At 65.4% G+C, this 15,694-nt stretch carries 17 protein-coding genes; 6 read left to right on the forward strand and 11 right to left on the reverse strand.

Annotated elements, in window-relative coordinates; genetic code table 11:
* Positions 1-3 precede the first annotated feature (3 nt).
* From QX051_RS08315 to QX051_RS08325, 3 genes are all read right to left on the reverse strand, one after another.
* On the reverse strand, positions 4-363 hold the full coding sequence (locus QX051_RS08315) for an SRPBCC domain-containing protein (RefSeq protein WP_315773169.1): 360 nt from the start codon (positions 361-363) through the stop codon (positions 4-6).
* Positions 360-674 (reverse strand): metalloregulator ArsR/SmtB family transcription factor, encoded by a 315-nt coding sequence (locus QX051_RS08320; protein ID WP_315715146.1) that lies wholly within the window; start codon positions 672-674, stop codon positions 360-362. Before QX051_RS08320 ends, QX051_RS08315 begins: the two co-directional genes overlap by 4 nt.
* Positions 675-886: 212 nt before the next feature.
* Complete coding sequence (locus tag QX051_RS08325) at positions 887-1,315, reverse strand: DUF1330 domain-containing protein (protein ID WP_315756848.1); 429 nt, start codon at positions 1,313-1,315, stop codon at positions 887-889.
* A gap of 155 nt (positions 1,316-1,470) precedes the next feature.
* On the opposite strand from QX051_RS08325, the gene QX051_RS08330 reads away from it, so the two are divergent.
* Positions 1,471-3,681 carry a penicillin-binding protein 1A gene (locus QX051_RS08330; RefSeq protein ID WP_315773167.1) on the forward strand — a complete coding sequence of 737 codons (2,211 nt, stop codon included), beginning with the start codon at positions 1,471-1,473 and terminating at the stop codon, positions 3,679-3,681.
* 185 nt (positions 3,682-3,866) lie between these two features.
* On the opposite strand, the gene QX051_RS08335 is transcribed toward QX051_RS08330, so the two are convergent.
* From QX051_RS08335 to QX051_RS08355, 5 genes are all read right to left on the reverse strand, one after another.
* Positions 3,867-6,548, reverse strand: a complete 2,682-nt coding sequence (locus QX051_RS08335) for an EAL domain-containing protein (RefSeq protein WP_315775736.1) — start codon at positions 6,546-6,548, stop codon at positions 3,867-3,869.
* A 318-nt stretch (positions 6,549-6,866) separates the two neighbouring features.
* Positions 6,867-7,706 carry a SprT family zinc-dependent metalloprotease gene (locus tag QX051_RS08340; protein ID WP_315735333.1) on the reverse strand — a complete coding sequence of 280 codons (840 nt, stop codon included), beginning with the start codon at positions 7,704-7,706 and terminating at the stop codon, positions 6,867-6,869.
* Positions 7,707-7,914: 208 nt separating this feature from the next.
* A complete protein-coding gene (locus QX051_RS08345; protein WP_315735335.1) occupies positions 7,915-9,243 on the reverse strand; it encodes a polyhydroxyalkanoate depolymerase in 1,329 nt (442 codons plus the stop codon).
* A 124-nt stretch (positions 9,244-9,367) separates the two neighbouring features.
* The gene (locus QX051_RS08350; protein WP_315735337.1) at positions 9,368-10,180 is read right to left on the reverse strand and encodes an ABC transporter permease; all 813 of its coding nucleotides are present in this window, start codon (positions 10,178-10,180) and stop codon (positions 9,368-9,370) included.
* Positions 10,177-10,968, reverse strand: a complete 792-nt coding sequence (locus QX051_RS08355) for an ABC transporter ATP-binding protein (RefSeq protein ID WP_315756844.1) — start codon at positions 10,966-10,968, stop codon at positions 10,177-10,179. The genes QX051_RS08350 and QX051_RS08355 overlap by 4 nt, the downstream gene beginning before the upstream one ends.
* 97 nt (positions 10,969-11,065) lie before the next feature.
* Here QX051_RS08355 and QX051_RS08360 point away from each other — a divergent pair, with 97 nt between their 5' ends.
* Both QX051_RS08360 and QX051_RS08365 read left to right on the forward strand, forming a co-directional pair.
* Positions 11,066-12,421, forward strand: coding sequence for an ActS/PrrB/RegB family redox-sensitive histidine kinase (locus tag QX051_RS08360; protein ID WP_315735341.1), 1,356 nt, complete (start codon positions 11,066-11,068; stop codon positions 12,419-12,421).
* A gap of 174 nt (positions 12,422-12,595) precedes the next feature.
* Positions 12,596-13,150 carry an ActR/PrrA/RegA family redox response regulator transcription factor gene (locus QX051_RS08365; protein ID WP_315715137.1) on the forward strand — a complete coding sequence of 185 codons (555 nt, stop codon included), beginning with the start codon at positions 12,596-12,598 and terminating at the stop codon, positions 13,148-13,150.
* A 21-nt stretch (positions 13,151-13,171) separates the two neighbouring features.
* Here QX051_RS08365 and QX051_RS08370 read toward each other — a convergent pair whose 3' ends face one another.
* The 3 genes from QX051_RS08370 to QX051_RS08380 all read right to left on the reverse strand — a co-directional run bounded on the left by QX051_RS08370 (position 13,172) and on the right by QX051_RS08380 (position 14,301).
* Positions 13,172-13,537 (reverse strand): hypothetical protein, encoded by a 366-nt coding sequence (locus QX051_RS08370; protein WP_315735343.1) that lies wholly within the window; start codon positions 13,535-13,537, stop codon positions 13,172-13,174.
* Between the two features lie 205 nt (positions 13,538-13,742).
* A complete protein-coding gene (locus QX051_RS08375) occupies positions 13,743-14,039 on the reverse strand; it encodes a hypothetical protein (protein ID WP_315735346.1) in 297 nt (98 codons plus the stop codon).
* The gene (locus tag QX051_RS08380) at positions 14,032-14,301 is read right to left on the reverse strand and encodes a hypothetical protein (RefSeq protein ID WP_315735348.1); all 270 of its coding nucleotides are present in this window, start codon (positions 14,299-14,301) and stop codon (positions 14,032-14,034) included. Before QX051_RS08380 ends, QX051_RS08375 begins: the two co-directional genes overlap by 8 nt.
* A gap of 506 nt (positions 14,302-14,807) precedes the next feature.
* On the opposite strand from QX051_RS08380, the gene QX051_RS08385 reads away from it, so the two are divergent.
* The 3 genes from QX051_RS08385 (at position 14,808) to QX051_RS08395 (ending at position 15,676) form a co-directional block, all read left to right on the forward strand.
* Positions 14,808-14,945 carry a hypothetical protein gene (locus QX051_RS08385; protein ID WP_315735351.1) on the forward strand — a complete coding sequence of 46 codons (138 nt, stop codon included), beginning with the start codon at positions 14,808-14,810 and terminating at the stop codon, positions 14,943-14,945.
* Entirely contained in the window at positions 14,906-15,313 is a 408-nt protein-coding gene (locus QX051_RS08390) for a hypothetical protein (protein WP_315775737.1), read from the forward strand. Before QX051_RS08385 ends, QX051_RS08390 begins: the two co-directional genes overlap by 40 nt.
* 102 nt (positions 15,314-15,415) lie before the next feature.
* Entirely contained in the window at positions 15,416-15,676 is a 261-nt protein-coding gene (locus tag QX051_RS08395) for a DUF1488 domain-containing protein (RefSeq protein WP_315735356.1), read from the forward strand.
* Positions 15,677-15,694 lie beyond the last annotated feature (18 nt).

Raw genomic sequence — 15,694 nt, forward strand, 5'->3', positions numbered from 1 at the left:
GCGTCAAGCCGCGCGCATCAGGCTGCGCCGGTTGCTGTTCGCCGCCGGCGGCGTCCGCCGCATCAGCTTCGTGACGACCAGTCCGTGAATGATTCTCAGCCTGGTCCCGCCTGCGGCATTGGGCATGACCTGGAACGTCACGATGCTCTCGAGGTACGGCGGCTCGTCGTCGCGCATCCGGTAGCGAACTTCTTCGCCGGGCGTCGAGGAGACCGGGGCGGCATCGGCCAATTCTCCTGAAGGCAGCCAGTTCTCGCGCAGCGCGGGAATGCTGATCGCCCGCCACACCTTCTCCGGCGGAGCGTCGAGTTCATAGTCGAGCACCAGATCGTCGCTCTGCCGGTCAGCCTTGATATCGGTCATTGGTCCATGTCCTTCAGCACGGCCTTCAACGCATCGACCCGCGACGGCCAGTAGGCGCGGTACTTCGCCAGCCAGCGCGCGATCTGCGCCAGGCCCTCCGGATCGACCTCATAGTTGACGAAGCGACCCTGCCGTTCTTCCCTCACCAATCCCGCGCTTCTGAGAACCGCGAGGTGCTGGGACATCGCCGGCTGGCTGATCGTCAGACCCTCGCGAAGCGCGCTGGCATTCATGCTGCCGTTCGCCAGCTTCTCGAAGATCGCGTATCGCGTCGGATCAGCCAGGGCCCTGAAGATGTCACTCTCGATCATGCCAACACATAAGCATAAACTTATGTGTCATGCAAGCGGCAACGGAGGCTGAGAACGCGGATCTCTTCGAGTAGAGCGACGCGCCTGGGCGCTTCTCGATCAGGACTCGCTCTCACCCAGCCCACTGCCGCGCTCCCTCCCCCACAAGGAGGGAGGGAACGTACCTTTTGCTTGTCGACTGCCGACTACCAATCTTGCGGGTGTAGTCAGACTTACCCCGCCGGCACCTCGCCAAAGTTCTTGCCCACCGGCAGCACGGCGTGGCGGATCAGGCGCGAGTCTTCGACCGCAGCCTGGCGGTGCTTCACCGCCTCGCGATAGACGGGATCGCGGATCATCTCGACGAAGGCTTGCACGCTCGGATATTCGGCGATGAAGCAGTGATCCCAGTATTCCTCCTGCGGACCGATCAGCATCAGTTCGAAACGACCCTGCCAGACTACGCGGCCGCCGAGGCGCTCGAACACCGGGCCGCTCTCGCGGCCATAGGCGGCATAGGCTTGCGCGCCGCTGACCTTGCGTCCATCGGGATAGGCCGCCTCCTTGCGCAGCCGCACCAGGTTCAGCATGTGGATCGGACCCGGGCGGTCATTCTCCCGGAACTGCGCGAACACCTCCTTGGTGGGATCGATATGGCCCATGAATTCCCTCGCCTGATTGTTGTTGACCTTCGCTTAACCATAACGCGGCGTTAGCGGCGCGAAACTCCTAATCGCGCGTTAAGCTCTTCCTAACTGCCCCTTAAACTCCGGACATTACCGTGGTCGGACGGCGGGGTCGCGGGCTCGGGTTGCGTATGGCGCGGGGACGGAAACAGAGCGGCGGACGCAAGGAGCCGCGATTCGGTCTTGCGGCCGCGATGGCCGATCTGCGCCTCGACCCCAAGGATCGCATCCCCTCCGGCAACAACGCGCCCAAGAAGTCCGCTGCGAAGAAAAGGCCGGTCGAGCCCGACGACGAGGACGATGTGCCGGCGCGCGAGCCGAAGACCTCAACACCGAAACCAAAGCCGAGCCGCGGCAGGTCGCGCTGGGGATTGCCGATCGGGCGCATGTTCTACTGGGCGCTGGTCTGCGGCCTGTGGGGCGTGATCGCGCTGGTCGGCGTCGTGATCTGGGCCGGCGCGCATCTGCCGCCGATCCAGTCGCTGGAGATCCCGAAGCGGCCGCCGACGATCGAGATCGTGGGCTATGACGGCACCATGCTGGCGCAGCGCGGCGAGATGGCCGGCGCCAATGTCGCGCTGAAGGATCTGCCGCCCTATCTGCCGAAGGCCTTCATCGCCATCGAGGACCGCCGCTTCTACCAGCATTTCGGCATCGACCCGATCGGCATCGCCCGCGCTGTCGTCGCCAACATCCTGCATCGCGGCGTATCGCAGGGCGGCTCGACCCTGACGCAGCAGCTCGCCAAGAACCTGTTCCTGACCCAGGAGCGCACGCTGGCGCGCAAGCTGCAGGAGGCCGAGCTGGCGCTGTGGCTGGAGCGCAAATATTCCAAGCGCGAGATCCTCGAGCTGTATCTCAACCGGGTCTATTTCGGCTCCGGCGCCTATGGCGTCGAGGCGGCGGCGCAGCGCTATTTCGGCAAGTCCGCGCGGCAGGTGACGATCGGCGAGGCCGCGATGCTCGCAGGTCTCGTCAAGTCGCCGTCGCGGCTGGCGCCGAACCGCAACCCGGAGGGCGCGGCCAAGCGCGCGCAGACCGTGCTGGCGGCGATGGCCGAGGCCAAGTTCATCACCGACGCCCAGGCGCAGGCCCAGATCGCGCATCCTTCCGTGGCGGTGAAGCCGGCCGGCGCCGGCACCGTGAACTACGTCGCCGACTGGATCGGCGAGGTGCTCGACGACCTCGTCGGCCAGGTCGAGGAGTCGATCGTCGTGGAGACCACGATCGATCCGAAGCTGCAATCCGTCGCCGAGGCCGCCATCATCGACGAGCTCGCGGCCAAGAGCGTGAAGTTCAACGTCAGCCAGGGCGCGCTGGTGGCGATGACGCCGGACGGCGCCGTGCGCGCCATGGTCGGCGGCCGCAACTATTCCGACAGCCAGTTCAACCGTGCCGTGACCGCCAAACGGCAGCCCGGCTCGGCGTTCAAGCCGTTCGTCTATCTCACCGCCATCGAGCAGGGCCTGACGCCGGACACGGTGCGCCAGGACGCGCCGCTCGACCTGAAGGGCTGGAAGCCGGAGAACTACACCCGCGAATATTTCGGCCCGGTGACGCTGACCCAGGCGCTGGCGATGTCGCTCAACACGGTCGCGGTGCGTGTCGGTCTCGAGGTCGGACCGAAGAACGTGGTGCGGACCGCACACCGCCTGGGCATCGCCTCCAAGCTCGATCCTAACCCGTCGATCGCGCTCGGCACCTCCGAGGTGTCGATGATCGAGCTGGTCGGCGCCTACGCGCCGTTCTCCAATGGCGGGGTCAGCGTCTCGCCGCATGTGGTGACGCGGATCAGGACGCTCGACGGCAAGCTGCTCTACATGCGCCAGGCCGAGCAGCCGGTGCAGGTGATCGAGCCGCGCAACGCGGCGATGATGAACCAGATGATGCAGGAGACGCTGATCTCCGGCACCGCGAAGAAGGCGGAGATCCCGGGCTGGATCGCCGCCGGCAAGACCGGCACCAGCCAGGATTTCCGCGACGCCTGGTTCATCGGCTACACCGCGCGCCTCGTCACCGGCGTCTGGCTCGGCAATGACGACAACTCGCCGACCAGGAAGGCGACCGGCGGCGGCCTACCCGTCGAGGTCTGGACCCGCTTCATGCGCGCGGCGCATCAGGGCGTGCCGGTGGCGGCGCTGCCGAACGCGCAGGGCTCGGGTCTTGTGCCGACGCTGGCGCAGATCGCCTCGCAGATTTCAGCACCGTCGGCCCCCGCGCCCAATGCGGCCTACTCGGCGCGCTCGGCGGCGCCGAGCCCGAGCCGCAGCAATGTTCGTCCGGAGCCCGCGGCCGGGCTCGACGGCTGGCTGGTGGACCGGTTGTTCGGCGGCCGGCGCTGATCTGATTGCATCACGACCACCGTCATTCCGGGACAAGGCCGCAGGCCTTGAACCCGGAATCTCGATGTTCAACGCGCGGATGCGCGTTGACGATTGCCCCGGAATGACGACGGAAGCGCAAATGCGCTGCGTGTTGCGACACAACGAGCGATGCTCGTCAGGGGAAGACAGTGAGTCCGGCCTGATCAGCCCGCGGCGGCCGCAACGGGCCGCGATGACGGCTCGCTTTTCGCAGCACCCTCGCCTTTCGCATCACCGGAGGCCTGCGCCAGCGCGCGTCCGACGAGCCGCAGCATCAGGCTCGCGCGATGGGCGCTGTAGTCGAGCAGCCAGCGGCTGAAGGCGCTGGCGGCCATCGGCCGCGCGAACAGGAAGCCCTGCATCGCATCGCAGCCGAGCTCGGCCAGTAGCTTGCGCTGCGGCTCGGTCTCGACACCTTCGGCGACCACGGCCACGTCGAGGCTCTGGCCGACGCGCACGACCGCGGTCACGATCGCCCGCGTGCCGCTGTCGTTCTCGAAATCGCGCATGAAGCTGCGATCGATCTTCAACTCGTCGATCGGTAGCTGGGCCAGCCGGCTGAGGCTCGAATAGCCGGTGCCGAAATCGTCCAGCGACAGGCCGACGCCCATGTTGCGCAGCTCGTTCATGGTCGCGATCACGGTGGCGCGCTCGTTGAGGATCACGCCTTCGGTGATCTCCAGCATCAGCATCTTCGCCGGCAGATCGTTGGCGGCCAGGATCTGCGCCACCATCGCCGCCAGATTGACGTTCTGGAAGTTGATCGGCGACAGGTTCACCGAGATGCAGGGGATGTCGAGACCGGCACGCCGCCACGACGCCATCTGCTGGCAGGCCAGCTTGATCGACCACACGCCGATCTGCTCGATCAGGCCGCATTCCTCGGCAAGCGGAATGAACTTGGCGGGCGAGACCTCGCCGAGCACCGGATCGTGCCAGCGCGCCAGCGCTTCCACGCCGTGGATCGCGCCGTCGCGGGTGCGGATCTGCGGCTGATAGTGCAACGTCAGGGCCTCGCTGGCGATCGCCTCGCGCAGCGCGGTCGAATGCATCAGCCGTTCTTCGGCGAGCTTGTCGATGTCGGCGCTGAAGAAGCGGTAGGTCGCCCGGCCGCCGCGCTTGGCCTTGTACATCGCCGCGTCGGCCTGCTTGATCAGGGTCTCGATGTCCTTGGCATTATCAGGATAGAGGCTGAGCCCCATGCTCGCCGACATCGGCACCTGGCGCTTGCCGATCGTCAGCGGCATCGCCAGCGCGGCGGTGATGCGCGCCGCCGCGAGCGAGGCTTCCAGGGCATCGCGGTTCTGCAGCACGATCACGAACTCGTCGCCGCCGAGACGGCCCAGCATGTCGCCGTTGCGGATCTGCGCTCGCAGGCGGTTGGCGAAGCCGACCAGGAACTCGTCGCCGGCGGCATGGCCCAGCGTGTCGTTGACGTCCTTGAAATTGTCGGCGTCGAGGAAGGCGACGGCGACGTGTCCGCCTTCCGGACAGGCCTTGATGGCTTCGGCGATCAGCGACGGGATGCGGGCACGGTTGGGCAGGCCCGTCAGCATGTCATGATAGGCGACCTGTGAGATCGTCGAGCGGACCTCCTGGCGCTCGATGGCGAGCGCACCGAGCTGGACGCAGGCGGCCACGATCTGCTCGTGCCAGGAGCTGGGGCCGCGGCATTCACGGAAGTAGAAGGCAAAGGTGCCGATGACACGGCCGTCCTTGCCCTTGATGGGCGACGACCAGCAGGCGCGCAGGCCGGCGGCGAGCGGGCCGGCCTTGTAGGGTTGCCAGCGCGGATCATTGTCGATGTCGTGCGACAGCACCGGCTCGCAGAGATGGGCGGCAGTGCCGCAGGAGCCGACGTCCGGCCCGATCGCGACGCCGTCGAGGCTGGCCGAATAAGCGGGCGGAAGGCTGGGGCCGCCGAGCGGATGCATGCGGCCATCGGAATCGACGTGCAGGATCGAGCAGACGACGTCCGGGGCGAGCTCTTCGACCCGGCGGCACAGCTGATCGGCGATGGTCGTGATCGAAACGTCGGACGCCAGCGACGCCATGATCAGCTGCTGCAGCGAGCGCAGCTGCTTGGTCTCCCGGATGTCCGTGAGCAGCCCGAACAGATATCTGACCTTGCCCCGCTTGGTCCGGTGCGCCTTGACATAGGCGGTCGTCCAGATCTCGCGGCCGTCCTTGTCGTAGACCAGCACGTCCTCCTCGATGCCGCGATCGTCCTCGAGGCATTGCCTCAGCCGGTCGACGATGGCGGGATCAGTGCAGGGGCCGATCAGCAGTTCCTCGGCCCGGCGCCCGATCGCCTGTTCAGGCGTGTAGCCGAACAGGCCGGCAAAGGCGGCGTTGGTATAGAGGACGTTGAGCTCGCGATCGGTGACGATGACGGCCCGGTTGGTCCGGTCGGCGACCGACGTCAGCAGCGCATTGCGCTCGCGCATGTCGACTTCGGTGGTCACGTCACGAATGAACAGCAGCGAACGGACCGGCTCGTCGTCACGGCCCGGCGGGAGAGCGCACAGCGACAGGCGGAGGCGGGTCCGCCCGCCATCGGCATGGCGCATCGTCATTTCGCGGGCTTCGGACTGGTCCGCGTCCTGCTGCGCGTCGGTCGTCTCGTCGCAGGGGGGCGCCGGGATCAGATCCGCGGGCAGACCCAGGCTTTCGAGGTCGGCGCCGATCAGAGCGGCCGGCTCACGCCGCAGCAGCACCGACGCCGCCTGGTTGGCGTGCTGGACATGGCCCAGCGCGTCGAGAAACAGGATCGCCTCGGAGGCACCGTCGAGCGCGGCCGAGAGCAATTGTGTGGATGCGGCCGGTTGGAACTCGCTTGCAGGCATCGTTCGATTCGAGGCGCGCTGCACGTTTCGAGAGAAACGATCGGCGCTTTGGTTGCAGCGAACGACCCGGCAGCTCGCTGGGACGTCACCTTGGGGTTGATCGCGGTAAATCTGGCGAGCGCAGCGTTACGGCCGCGTTAAGGCGCCGCCGAATTGAGCAATATCCTCCGACTGCAGGCGAGAAGGCTTAAGAATTCGATAGTCCACACGCGGGTTCTGAGTTCATTGATGCAGATTGGAACCCGACAAAGAAATGGCCCGGACCAGAAGGCCGGGCCATTGGGACTCGCATCGTCGAGATGCTCTATCGTCGAGACCTCAGTCGTCGATGCCATAGCGATGCAGATCGTTGCCGCAGGTGTCGAGCCACTTCTTGGCGCGCTCGACCGAGGAGCAGATCCTGCCACACACCTTCCAGAACCGCGGCGAGTGGTTCATCTCGATCAGATGAGCGACCTCGTGCGCGGCGAGATAATCGAGCACGAAGGGCGGCGCCAGGATCAGGCGCCACGAGAACGACAGCGAGCCGGCCGAGGTGCATGAGCCCCAGCGGCTCGACTGGTCGCGGATCGACAACCGCTTGACCTTGACGCCGAGCTGCTCGGCATAGGCATCGGCGGCCTTCTGCAGGTCACGGCGCGCCTCGCGCTTCAGGAAGTCGAGCACCCGGCGTTCGGTGTGCTCGATCCCGCCGGCCACGCACAGGATCTTCTCGCCACTGTCTCGCGTCTCGGTCCACACCGTGCCGCGCTCGCCGGCGCGATGCACGATCTTGTGCGGCACGCCGCGCAGCGGCACCAAAGTGCCCGGCAGGAACGGCGCCGCCTTCGGCAGACGGCCAAGACGCGCCGCGATCCACGCGCCGTGACGCTGCGCGAAGTCTTTCGCTTCGATGATCGTGCCGCGCGGAGGCATCGTGAGGATCGCTTCGCGATCCGACGGATGAATTCTCAGGGTATAACGTCGCGCACGACGGTGACGCCGCAATCTAATCGAGTAGATTTGCGAGCCATGCTTGACGAGAAGACGCGAAGGTTCGGCGGGCCGCCGATAAAGTAGCGCGCGAGTGGCCATTTCTGTCAGTCCGGGAGGGAAGAACTCGCCCGGATTTTGCCATATCCACCGCCAGGGAAAGCGCTCGGCGCAAAAACAAATCATTTGCCCAACATACAGGGGTTCGGAAGGTTCCGCACCCTAGCGGTTGGGCCTCGCGCGCCCCCGAAAACATGAATTCAGATTCAAAAGCATCGCTCAAGAAGCGACGCCACATTCACTGCTTGAGTCACTCCTGAGTTCCGGTTTCTAGCGTCCCTTCAAAGGGTTACCCCGCATCCGGATTCGGATGCGCGGTGACCATCGTCTTCACTCATTCAGCCGCAATGGCGAGCAGCGACTTCGGATCGGCTGCCGACAGCATGAAATCGTTGATGCGCGGCACGATCTCCGACTTGAATCGCGAGCCGTTGAACACGCCGTAATGACCGACACCCGGTTGCACGTAGTGAACCCGGCGGTGATCCGGGATCGACGAGCAGAGTCCGTGCGTCGCTTCGGTCTGACCAAGACCGGAGATGTCGTCCTTCTCACCTTCGACTGTCATCAAGGCCACGCGCGTGACCTTCGACGGATCGACCAGCGTGCCGCGATGGGTCATCTCGCCCTTCGGCAGCGCATGTTTGACGAACACGGTCTCCACCGTTTGCAAATAATATTCCGCAGCCAGGTCCATGACCGCGAGATACTCGTCGTAGAAGTCGCGGTGCTTGTCGACTTGGTCACCGTCACCCTTCACGAGGTTGGCGAACAGCGCCTTATGGGCGTCGACATGGCGGTCGAGGTTCATGCTGATGAAGCCGTTCAGCTGCAGGAAGCCCGGATAGACGTCGCGCATGACGCCTGGATGCGGGAACGGCACCTTGGTGATGACGTGGTTGCGGAACCAGTCGATGCCGCGCTCCTGGGCGAGATTGTTCACGCCGGTCGGGTTGCGCCTGGTGTCGATCGGGCCGCCCATCAGGGTCATCGAGATCGGTGCGAACGGATCGCGCTCGGCCTCCATGACAGACACCGCGGCCAGCACCGGCACCGCCGGCTGGCACACCGCCATGACGTGCATGTTGGTGCCGAGGAAGCGCAGCATCTCGATGACATAGTCGATGTAGTCGTCGAGATCGAAGCGGCCTTCGGCCAGCGGGACCATCCGCGCGTCAGACCAGTCGGTGATGTAGACCTCGTGGGTCGGCAGGAACGCTTCCACCGTGCCGCGCAACAGGGTCGCGTAATGGCCGGACATCGGCGCCACGATCAGCAGCCGGGGCTGGGGGCTGCGCAGCGGGCGGGTCAGCTTGCGGTCGAAATAGAGCAGCCGGCAGAACGGCTTTTCCCAGATCGAGCGGACCTCGACGGGGGTCCGGATGCCGTTGACCTCGGTCTCGTCGAGGCCCCATTCGGGCTTGCCGTAGCGGCGCGTGGTGCGCTCGAACAGCTCGCAGGCCGCCGCGACCGATTTGCCCATCTGGGTGTGGGCCCAGGGATTGAGCGGGTTCTGAAACAGGATCTTGGTGGCGTCGGTGACAGCGCGCGCCGGATTGAGCGAGGCGTGCGCCATTTCGTACATCCAGTACATCGGCGTCGTCAGGACCGGACTGCCTTCCGACGCCAGGGGCGGTGCACCGCCAAACTCACCTATCGGCATTCTCGTTCAACCTCTCTGCAATGCAGCATACTGCCGAATGCGCAATTAAGCGTCAATGCGGTGTTGTACGTGTCAACGCCGCAAAGCGACGAAATGAGCCCGGAAATCCACGGGAAAAGCGCAATTATTCCCCTGCCGCCAGCAACGAGCCGGCGCGGCGCGCGCTACGCAAAAGGGCAATGAATGCCGCAAACGACGCCAGCAGCAGGGCGGCATTGAGCCCGAGCGCCGTCAGCATCAGGTCCGATCGGAAGACGTGATCGGCCAGCAGCGCGCGCATGCCTTCGAACACGTAGGTCGGCGGCAGGGACCAGGCGACCAGTTGCAGCCAATGCGGCAGCACCTGAACGGGATAGTATACGCAGGCGAGCGGCATCAGCGCGAACATCAGCGTCCAGACGATGCTCTCGGCGCCGAGCCCGTTGCGCAGCACGAGCCCCGACACGAAGATGCCGACCGCCCAGGACGTGAAGATCAGGTTGCAGAAGAAGGCGATCAGCGGCAGGCCGAGGCTGTAGAGGTTGAAGTCGAAGAACCAGACCGCGATCAGGGTCATCGGAATGATGCCGATGGCCAACCGGATCAGGCTCATCGTCATCAGCGCCAGCAGGAATTCGATCGGCGTCAGCGGACTCATCATCAGGTTGCCGATGTTGCGCGCCCACATCTCCTCGAGGAAGGAGATCGAGAACCCGAGCTGTCCGCGGAACAGGATGTCCCACAGGATGACGGCGCCGATCAGCGTGCCGCCGGCCCGGGCGAAGAAGCCGGCATTGGCGGTGATGTAGGTCTGCAGGAACCCCCAGGTGATGATCTGCAGGGTCGGCCAGTACATCAGCTCCAGCAGCCGCGGCCAGGACGACAGCAGCAGATACCAGTAGCGCAGGATCATCGCGCCGATCCGGTGCGGGGCGATGCGGAGCGAAAGATCGTTCATTGCGCGGCCTCCCGGTCGCGGCCGCGGGCGACGTCGAGGAATACGTCCTCGAGCGTCGAGCGGTTGTAGCGCGCCATGATCTGCGCCGGGCTGTCGTCGTCCTCGATGCGACCGCGCTTCATGATGATGACGCGGTCGCACAGACGCTCGACCTCCAGCATGTTGTGCGAGGCGAGCAGCACGGTGGCGCCACGGCGCTTGCGGTAGCTGTCGAGATGGCCACGCACCCAATCGGCGGTGTCAGGATCGAGCGAGGCAGTCGGCTCGTCCAAGAGCAGCAGCTCGGGATCATTGATCAGCGCCTTGGCCAGCGCGACGCGCGTCTTCTGCCCGGCGGAGAGCTTACCATTGGCACGATCGATGAAGTCGGTCAGGTCGAGCTGGGCGGCGAGCTCCGCGATCCGCTCCTTGAGGTGGTCCACCGCATAGAGCCGGCCGAAGATGGTGAGGTTCTGCCGCACCGTGAGGCGCATCGGCATGTCGACATAGGGGCTCTCGAAATTCATCCGCCCCAACACGGCAGCAGCCTCGTCCGGCATCCTGTGGCCGAGCACGGCGACCTCGCCCGAGGTCGGTTGCACCAGCCCCATGATCATCGCAATCGTCGTGGTCTTGCCGGCACCGTTGCCGCCGAGCAGCCCGGTGATGCTGCCGCGGCGGATCGCAAAGGAGATGCCGTCGACAGCGGTCGTCGTCTTGTAGACCTTGGTCAGCCGCGACACGGCAATCGCGGGCGAAACCGAGCTGGAATCGGATGAGAGGGTCGGCACTGCGTCATCTTGCGTCATGGGAGGGGTTCATTGAGGCATTGTGCCGCAAACCGCAACAGGCCACCAACGGCCGGCCAGATTTGTCGCCGCGCCTGCGCGGCATTAGGTTCCCGTCATGACCGACGACGCCCTGATCATCGACACGCCCGACACCGACTATCGCCATCCGCGACAGCGCGTCCGGCTCGACACCATCCTGCGGCTGCGCTGGCTGGCGGCGCTCGGTCAGTTGAGCGCGATCTTCATCGTGGTGCAGGGGCTGGAGTTCGACCTGCCAGTGGTGCCTTGTCTCGCGGTGATCAGCATCTCGGCGCTGCTCAATCTCGGCCTGCAGATCGCCTTCAACCCGATGCAGTTGTTGGAGCCGGCCCACGCCGGAGGCCTGCTCGCGCTCAACATCGTCGAGCTGACGGTGCTGCTCTATCTCACGGGCGGGCTGGAGAATCCGTTCTCCTACATGTTCCTGGCGCCGGTGCTGATCTCGGCGACCGCCCTCCCCGTCCGCCTGACGATCATGCTCGGCCTGCTCGCCGTGGCCTGCGCAACCGCCTTGTTCTTCATGCACCTGCCGCTGCCGTGGGAAGGCGAGGAGCCGCTGATCTTCCCGCCGATCTATCTGTTCGGCGTCTGGCTCTCGATCGCGCTCGCGATCGGCGTCACCAGCCTCTATGCGTTCCAGGTGACCGAGGAGGCGCGCAAGCTGTCGGACGCGCTGGCGGCGACCGAGCTGGTGCTGGCGCGCGAGCAGCACCTCACCCAGCTCGACGGTCTCGCGGCGGCCGCCGCGCACGAGCTCGGCACCCCGCTCGCGACCATCGTGCTGATCTCGCGCGAGTTGGAGCGCGCCCTGCAGGACAACAGCCAGGTCACCTCCGACATCAAGACCCTGCGCGAGCAGGCGCAGCGCTGTCGCGACATTCTCGGCAAGATCACCCAGCTGTCCTCGATCGGGTCGATGTACGACCGGATGAAGCTGTCGACCTTGATCGAGGAGACGGTGGCACCGCATCGCGACTTCGGCGTCGACATCAAGGTGCGCGTCGCCGTGGCCGCGGCCAAGGAGCCGGTCGGCTCGCGCAACCCGGCGATCCTCTATGGCGTCGGCAACATCCTGGAGAATGCCGTCGACTTCGCGCGCAACGCCGTCGAGGTGAACGCCTGGTGGAACAATGAGACGGTCGAGATCGTCGTGTCCGACGACGGCCCCGGCTTCGCGCCTGATATCCTGAAGCGGATCGGCGAGCCCTATCTGTCGCGACGGCCCAGCGCCGAGGACGGCCCGGGAGGTAACCAGGGCGGCGGCCTCGGGCTCGGCGTGTTCATCGCCCGCACCCTGCTGGAGCGGACCGGGGCCAAGGTCTCGTTCAGCAATCGCACCTTCCCCGACCATGGCGCCGTAGTCCAGATCGTGTGGCCGCGACGGCGCTTCGAGGCCAGCGAGGACGACGATGGCGAGGCGGAGCCGGAATGAAGCCTCGGCGGCAGCCGCCGCCGGCGTGGTCCTGGCATACGGCACACCCGCCCCGCGCGGCGTCACGCCGCACACTGCGGCAACCCGCGATCTTGGCAGCGGCCGGTCGGCAGACCATATGAGGATGGACCAGACGTCTCGCAACCATCGAGCCTTCTTCTCAAGGATATGACCGTGGGCGCCATCGCCGAACTGACGAACCACCCGGACCGCTCTCTCCTCATCGTGGAGGACGACAAGCCGTTCCTGGAGCGCCTGTCGCGCGCCATGGAGACCCGCGGCTTCACGGTCACCTCCTGCGAAAGCGTCGCCGAAGGTATTTCACAGATCGGCAAGGCAGCGCCGGCCTTCGCCGTGGTCGACCTCCGGCTGGGCGACGGCAACGGCCTCGACGTGGTGTCGGCGCTGAAGCGCAAGCGCCCCGAGGCCCGCGCCATCGTGCTGACCGGATACGGCAATATCGCCACCGCCGTGACGGCGGTGAAGATGGGCGCCGTCGACTATCTCGCCAAGCCGGCGGATGCCGACGACGTCGTTGCAGCGCTGCTGTCGACCACCAGCGAAAAGTCCGAGCTGCCGCAGAATCCGATGTCGGCCGACCGTGTCCGCTGGGAGCACATCCAGCGCATCTATGAGATGTGCAACCGCAACGTCTCGGAAACGGCCCGCCGGCTCAACATGCACCGCCGCACTCTGCAGCGCATCCTCGCCAAGCGCGCGCCGAAGTAGGCTTTTGCGGCTCGTCCGCACTCAGTGCGACTTCACGAATGCCTGCAGCGCATGGAAGACGGTGCGCCGTGGATTGCGGCTGCACCAATTGCGCATCCAGCTGTCGACCTCGGTCAGATCGAGCTTGATCTGCCGGCCCTCGTCACCGCGGTCCGCATTGATGGCAGAGACGTAGCCCATCATCCACTGCTGATACTTTGAGATGGCGTTGACGTAGGGGCCGTCAGCATTGCCGATCGCCTTGTAGGTGCCGGGCGGCTGCTCCTCGGCGGCGGTGATGAAGCGCTCGCAGGAATCGGCGCCCACGCCCAGGACGTAGAACGCCATCTCCTCCGCGCGAACTCCGGTCGCGTAGAGCAGTGTCAACGCCAAGAGCACCCGTCGCATCTGTCGTTCCTGTTCGCACCCCTCGGCTGGATACCGCTCGAGCCTTAAAAATGTTCCGAGACGTTGCGCCCCATGCGGGGCATTTATCGGGCAGAGATGGGAAATTGCCGGGAGGGCGGGACAAGCGAATGTTGTTGCGCCAGCAACAGTCTTGGATCGGACGGGGGATCCAAGGCCAAGCGGCGCCCCGATGCCCCGGCTCGCGTCAGCTCTCCCCCGTCAGCCGGGAGAAGTCGGCCAGGACGGCGGCGATCAGCTCCCGGTGCCTGGTATCCTGTTCCGCAAGGCTCGCGGCATACATGTTCAGGAGATAGCGCGCCTTCGCGGCGGCTTCCGGCCACGACGCAGCCGCGTTGGCGAGCAGGTGCTGCTCGAGAACAGCCTGCCGCTCGCGCAGGTCCCGCGCGTGACTCTCGGCCTCTGCCAGAGCGCGACGCAGGTCCACGGCCTTCTGCGCGCTCATCCCGCGGTGTCTGTCGAGATCGAGCGGTTCGTCAGTCATCCGACGCACTCGCGTCGACACGCTGCGCGTCTGCAAGATCGACCGAGCTGACGGACACCATCTCGACGGCCGCAGAGCGCGAGCCGGCGGCGGGCAGCATCATCATCGTCGCAACCCGACGGTAGGCAGCAAAGGACAATCCTTCGATCAGCTCCTCGTCCGTGACCACCTCGTAGGTGCCCTCGGGCAAGAGACGCTCGATGCTTCTGATCCGGAACGGATGTTTGAAGGTGACGAATTCGCGCCGCGAGCGGATGCTCATCTGCGCCTACCTTTCGCGACAGCCTCGCTGTCGCTTGTCGCAACTTCGAGCTCTTCGGAGCATGCGCCTTACGGCCGGCAATAGCCACCGCTTTCTCATCAGCACGACGTGACGAGCGGCCGGGCGTCATCGGACCGTGTCGCTGCGCTTTGGTGCTCGCTATTGCAGGAGCCAGGGTGTATCAATGGCGATCACCGCCATTCCGACGGCATTCATCGGTGACTGAGGGTCACGAGCGCTCCCGCCGCAAACACGCGAGGGACAGCCAATGCCGCAGTTTCGTCTGAGCGAGTGGATCGTTCCACCCATCATTGTGCCGCTTCTGCTGATCCTTCTCGCGCTCGCAACTGCCGCGCTGCATTCGTAGATCAGACCACCGTGCGCCCCGTCGGCAGCCGGTGGACGACGGCCACCCGGCCGATAGGCAGTGACGCCGCGCACGCAGGATCGACGCGGCGCCTTCGATGCGTTGAACCAGCTCCAACCCGAGCCGAGAGGAGATCGACATGGCCAAAGGTCAGCAAAAAGGCAATCGCGAAGCCAAGAAGCCCAAGAAGGAAAAGCCCAAGAGCATTGCCGCAGCGCCGAGCCAGAAGACCGGAGCATGGCAGCCGGATTTTTCCAGCGACAAGAAGAAGCGCTAGGAGATTTCCGGTCCTCATCAGTCTGGATGGTTCTCCCGCAAGGCCGCAGGGCCGCGCGCAATCAAGGCCGCGCGCAATGCGGTGACGATGCGGCCGACCGTACTCGACAGCCCAAAGGACAGAACATGGCGCGCGAAACGATCTATTTCGTTCAGGCGTTCAGCGCCGGCCGGGGCGGACGCGCGAAAGCCGAGACGCCGATCGCCTGCAAGACGGAAGCGAGCGCGCTCCGGACCGCGGAACGACTGGTGTCGAGCAAGGCAGGCGTCGTCGCCTTCTCATCCTCGGGCGATCCCGACATGGGTGACTATGACGATGAGCCGACGGTCCTCTTCCGCCACGGCGAGTTGCCGTCGGCTTTCGATTGAGATGCGCGCAACCCGTTGTCGCCGGCGACCACCGCCGAACGACGCCCCTTGGAGGACCTCCGCCTTATCGGCGGCGTCCTCCGAACCTGATCGGACACACACATGATTGAGTTTCCAAATCACAGCCGCTCCTATGACCGCACGCGACGTGCCGTACGGTTCTGGGGCTATGACAGCGCAATGGAAGCATCGTTCTTCGTCGACGAGGGCGCGTTGAGACGCCTTCAACCCGACACCCGTCCGGACGAGTCGGGCTTTCTGACCGCGTTCGATTCCAACCGCGAGCGGATCTGCGCCGCCGCCGCCAGGGTCTATGTCCGCGGCAGCCGGGGATCCTACGATCTCGTCGCTGCCAATTTTTGACGGCGATGCCTGGCGATC

The sequence above is a fragment of the Bradyrhizobium sp. SZCCHNR1053 genome (assembly GCF_032381235.1).
Taxonomy (GTDB): Bacteria; Pseudomonadota; Alphaproteobacteria; order Rhizobiales; family Xanthobacteraceae; genus Bradyrhizobium.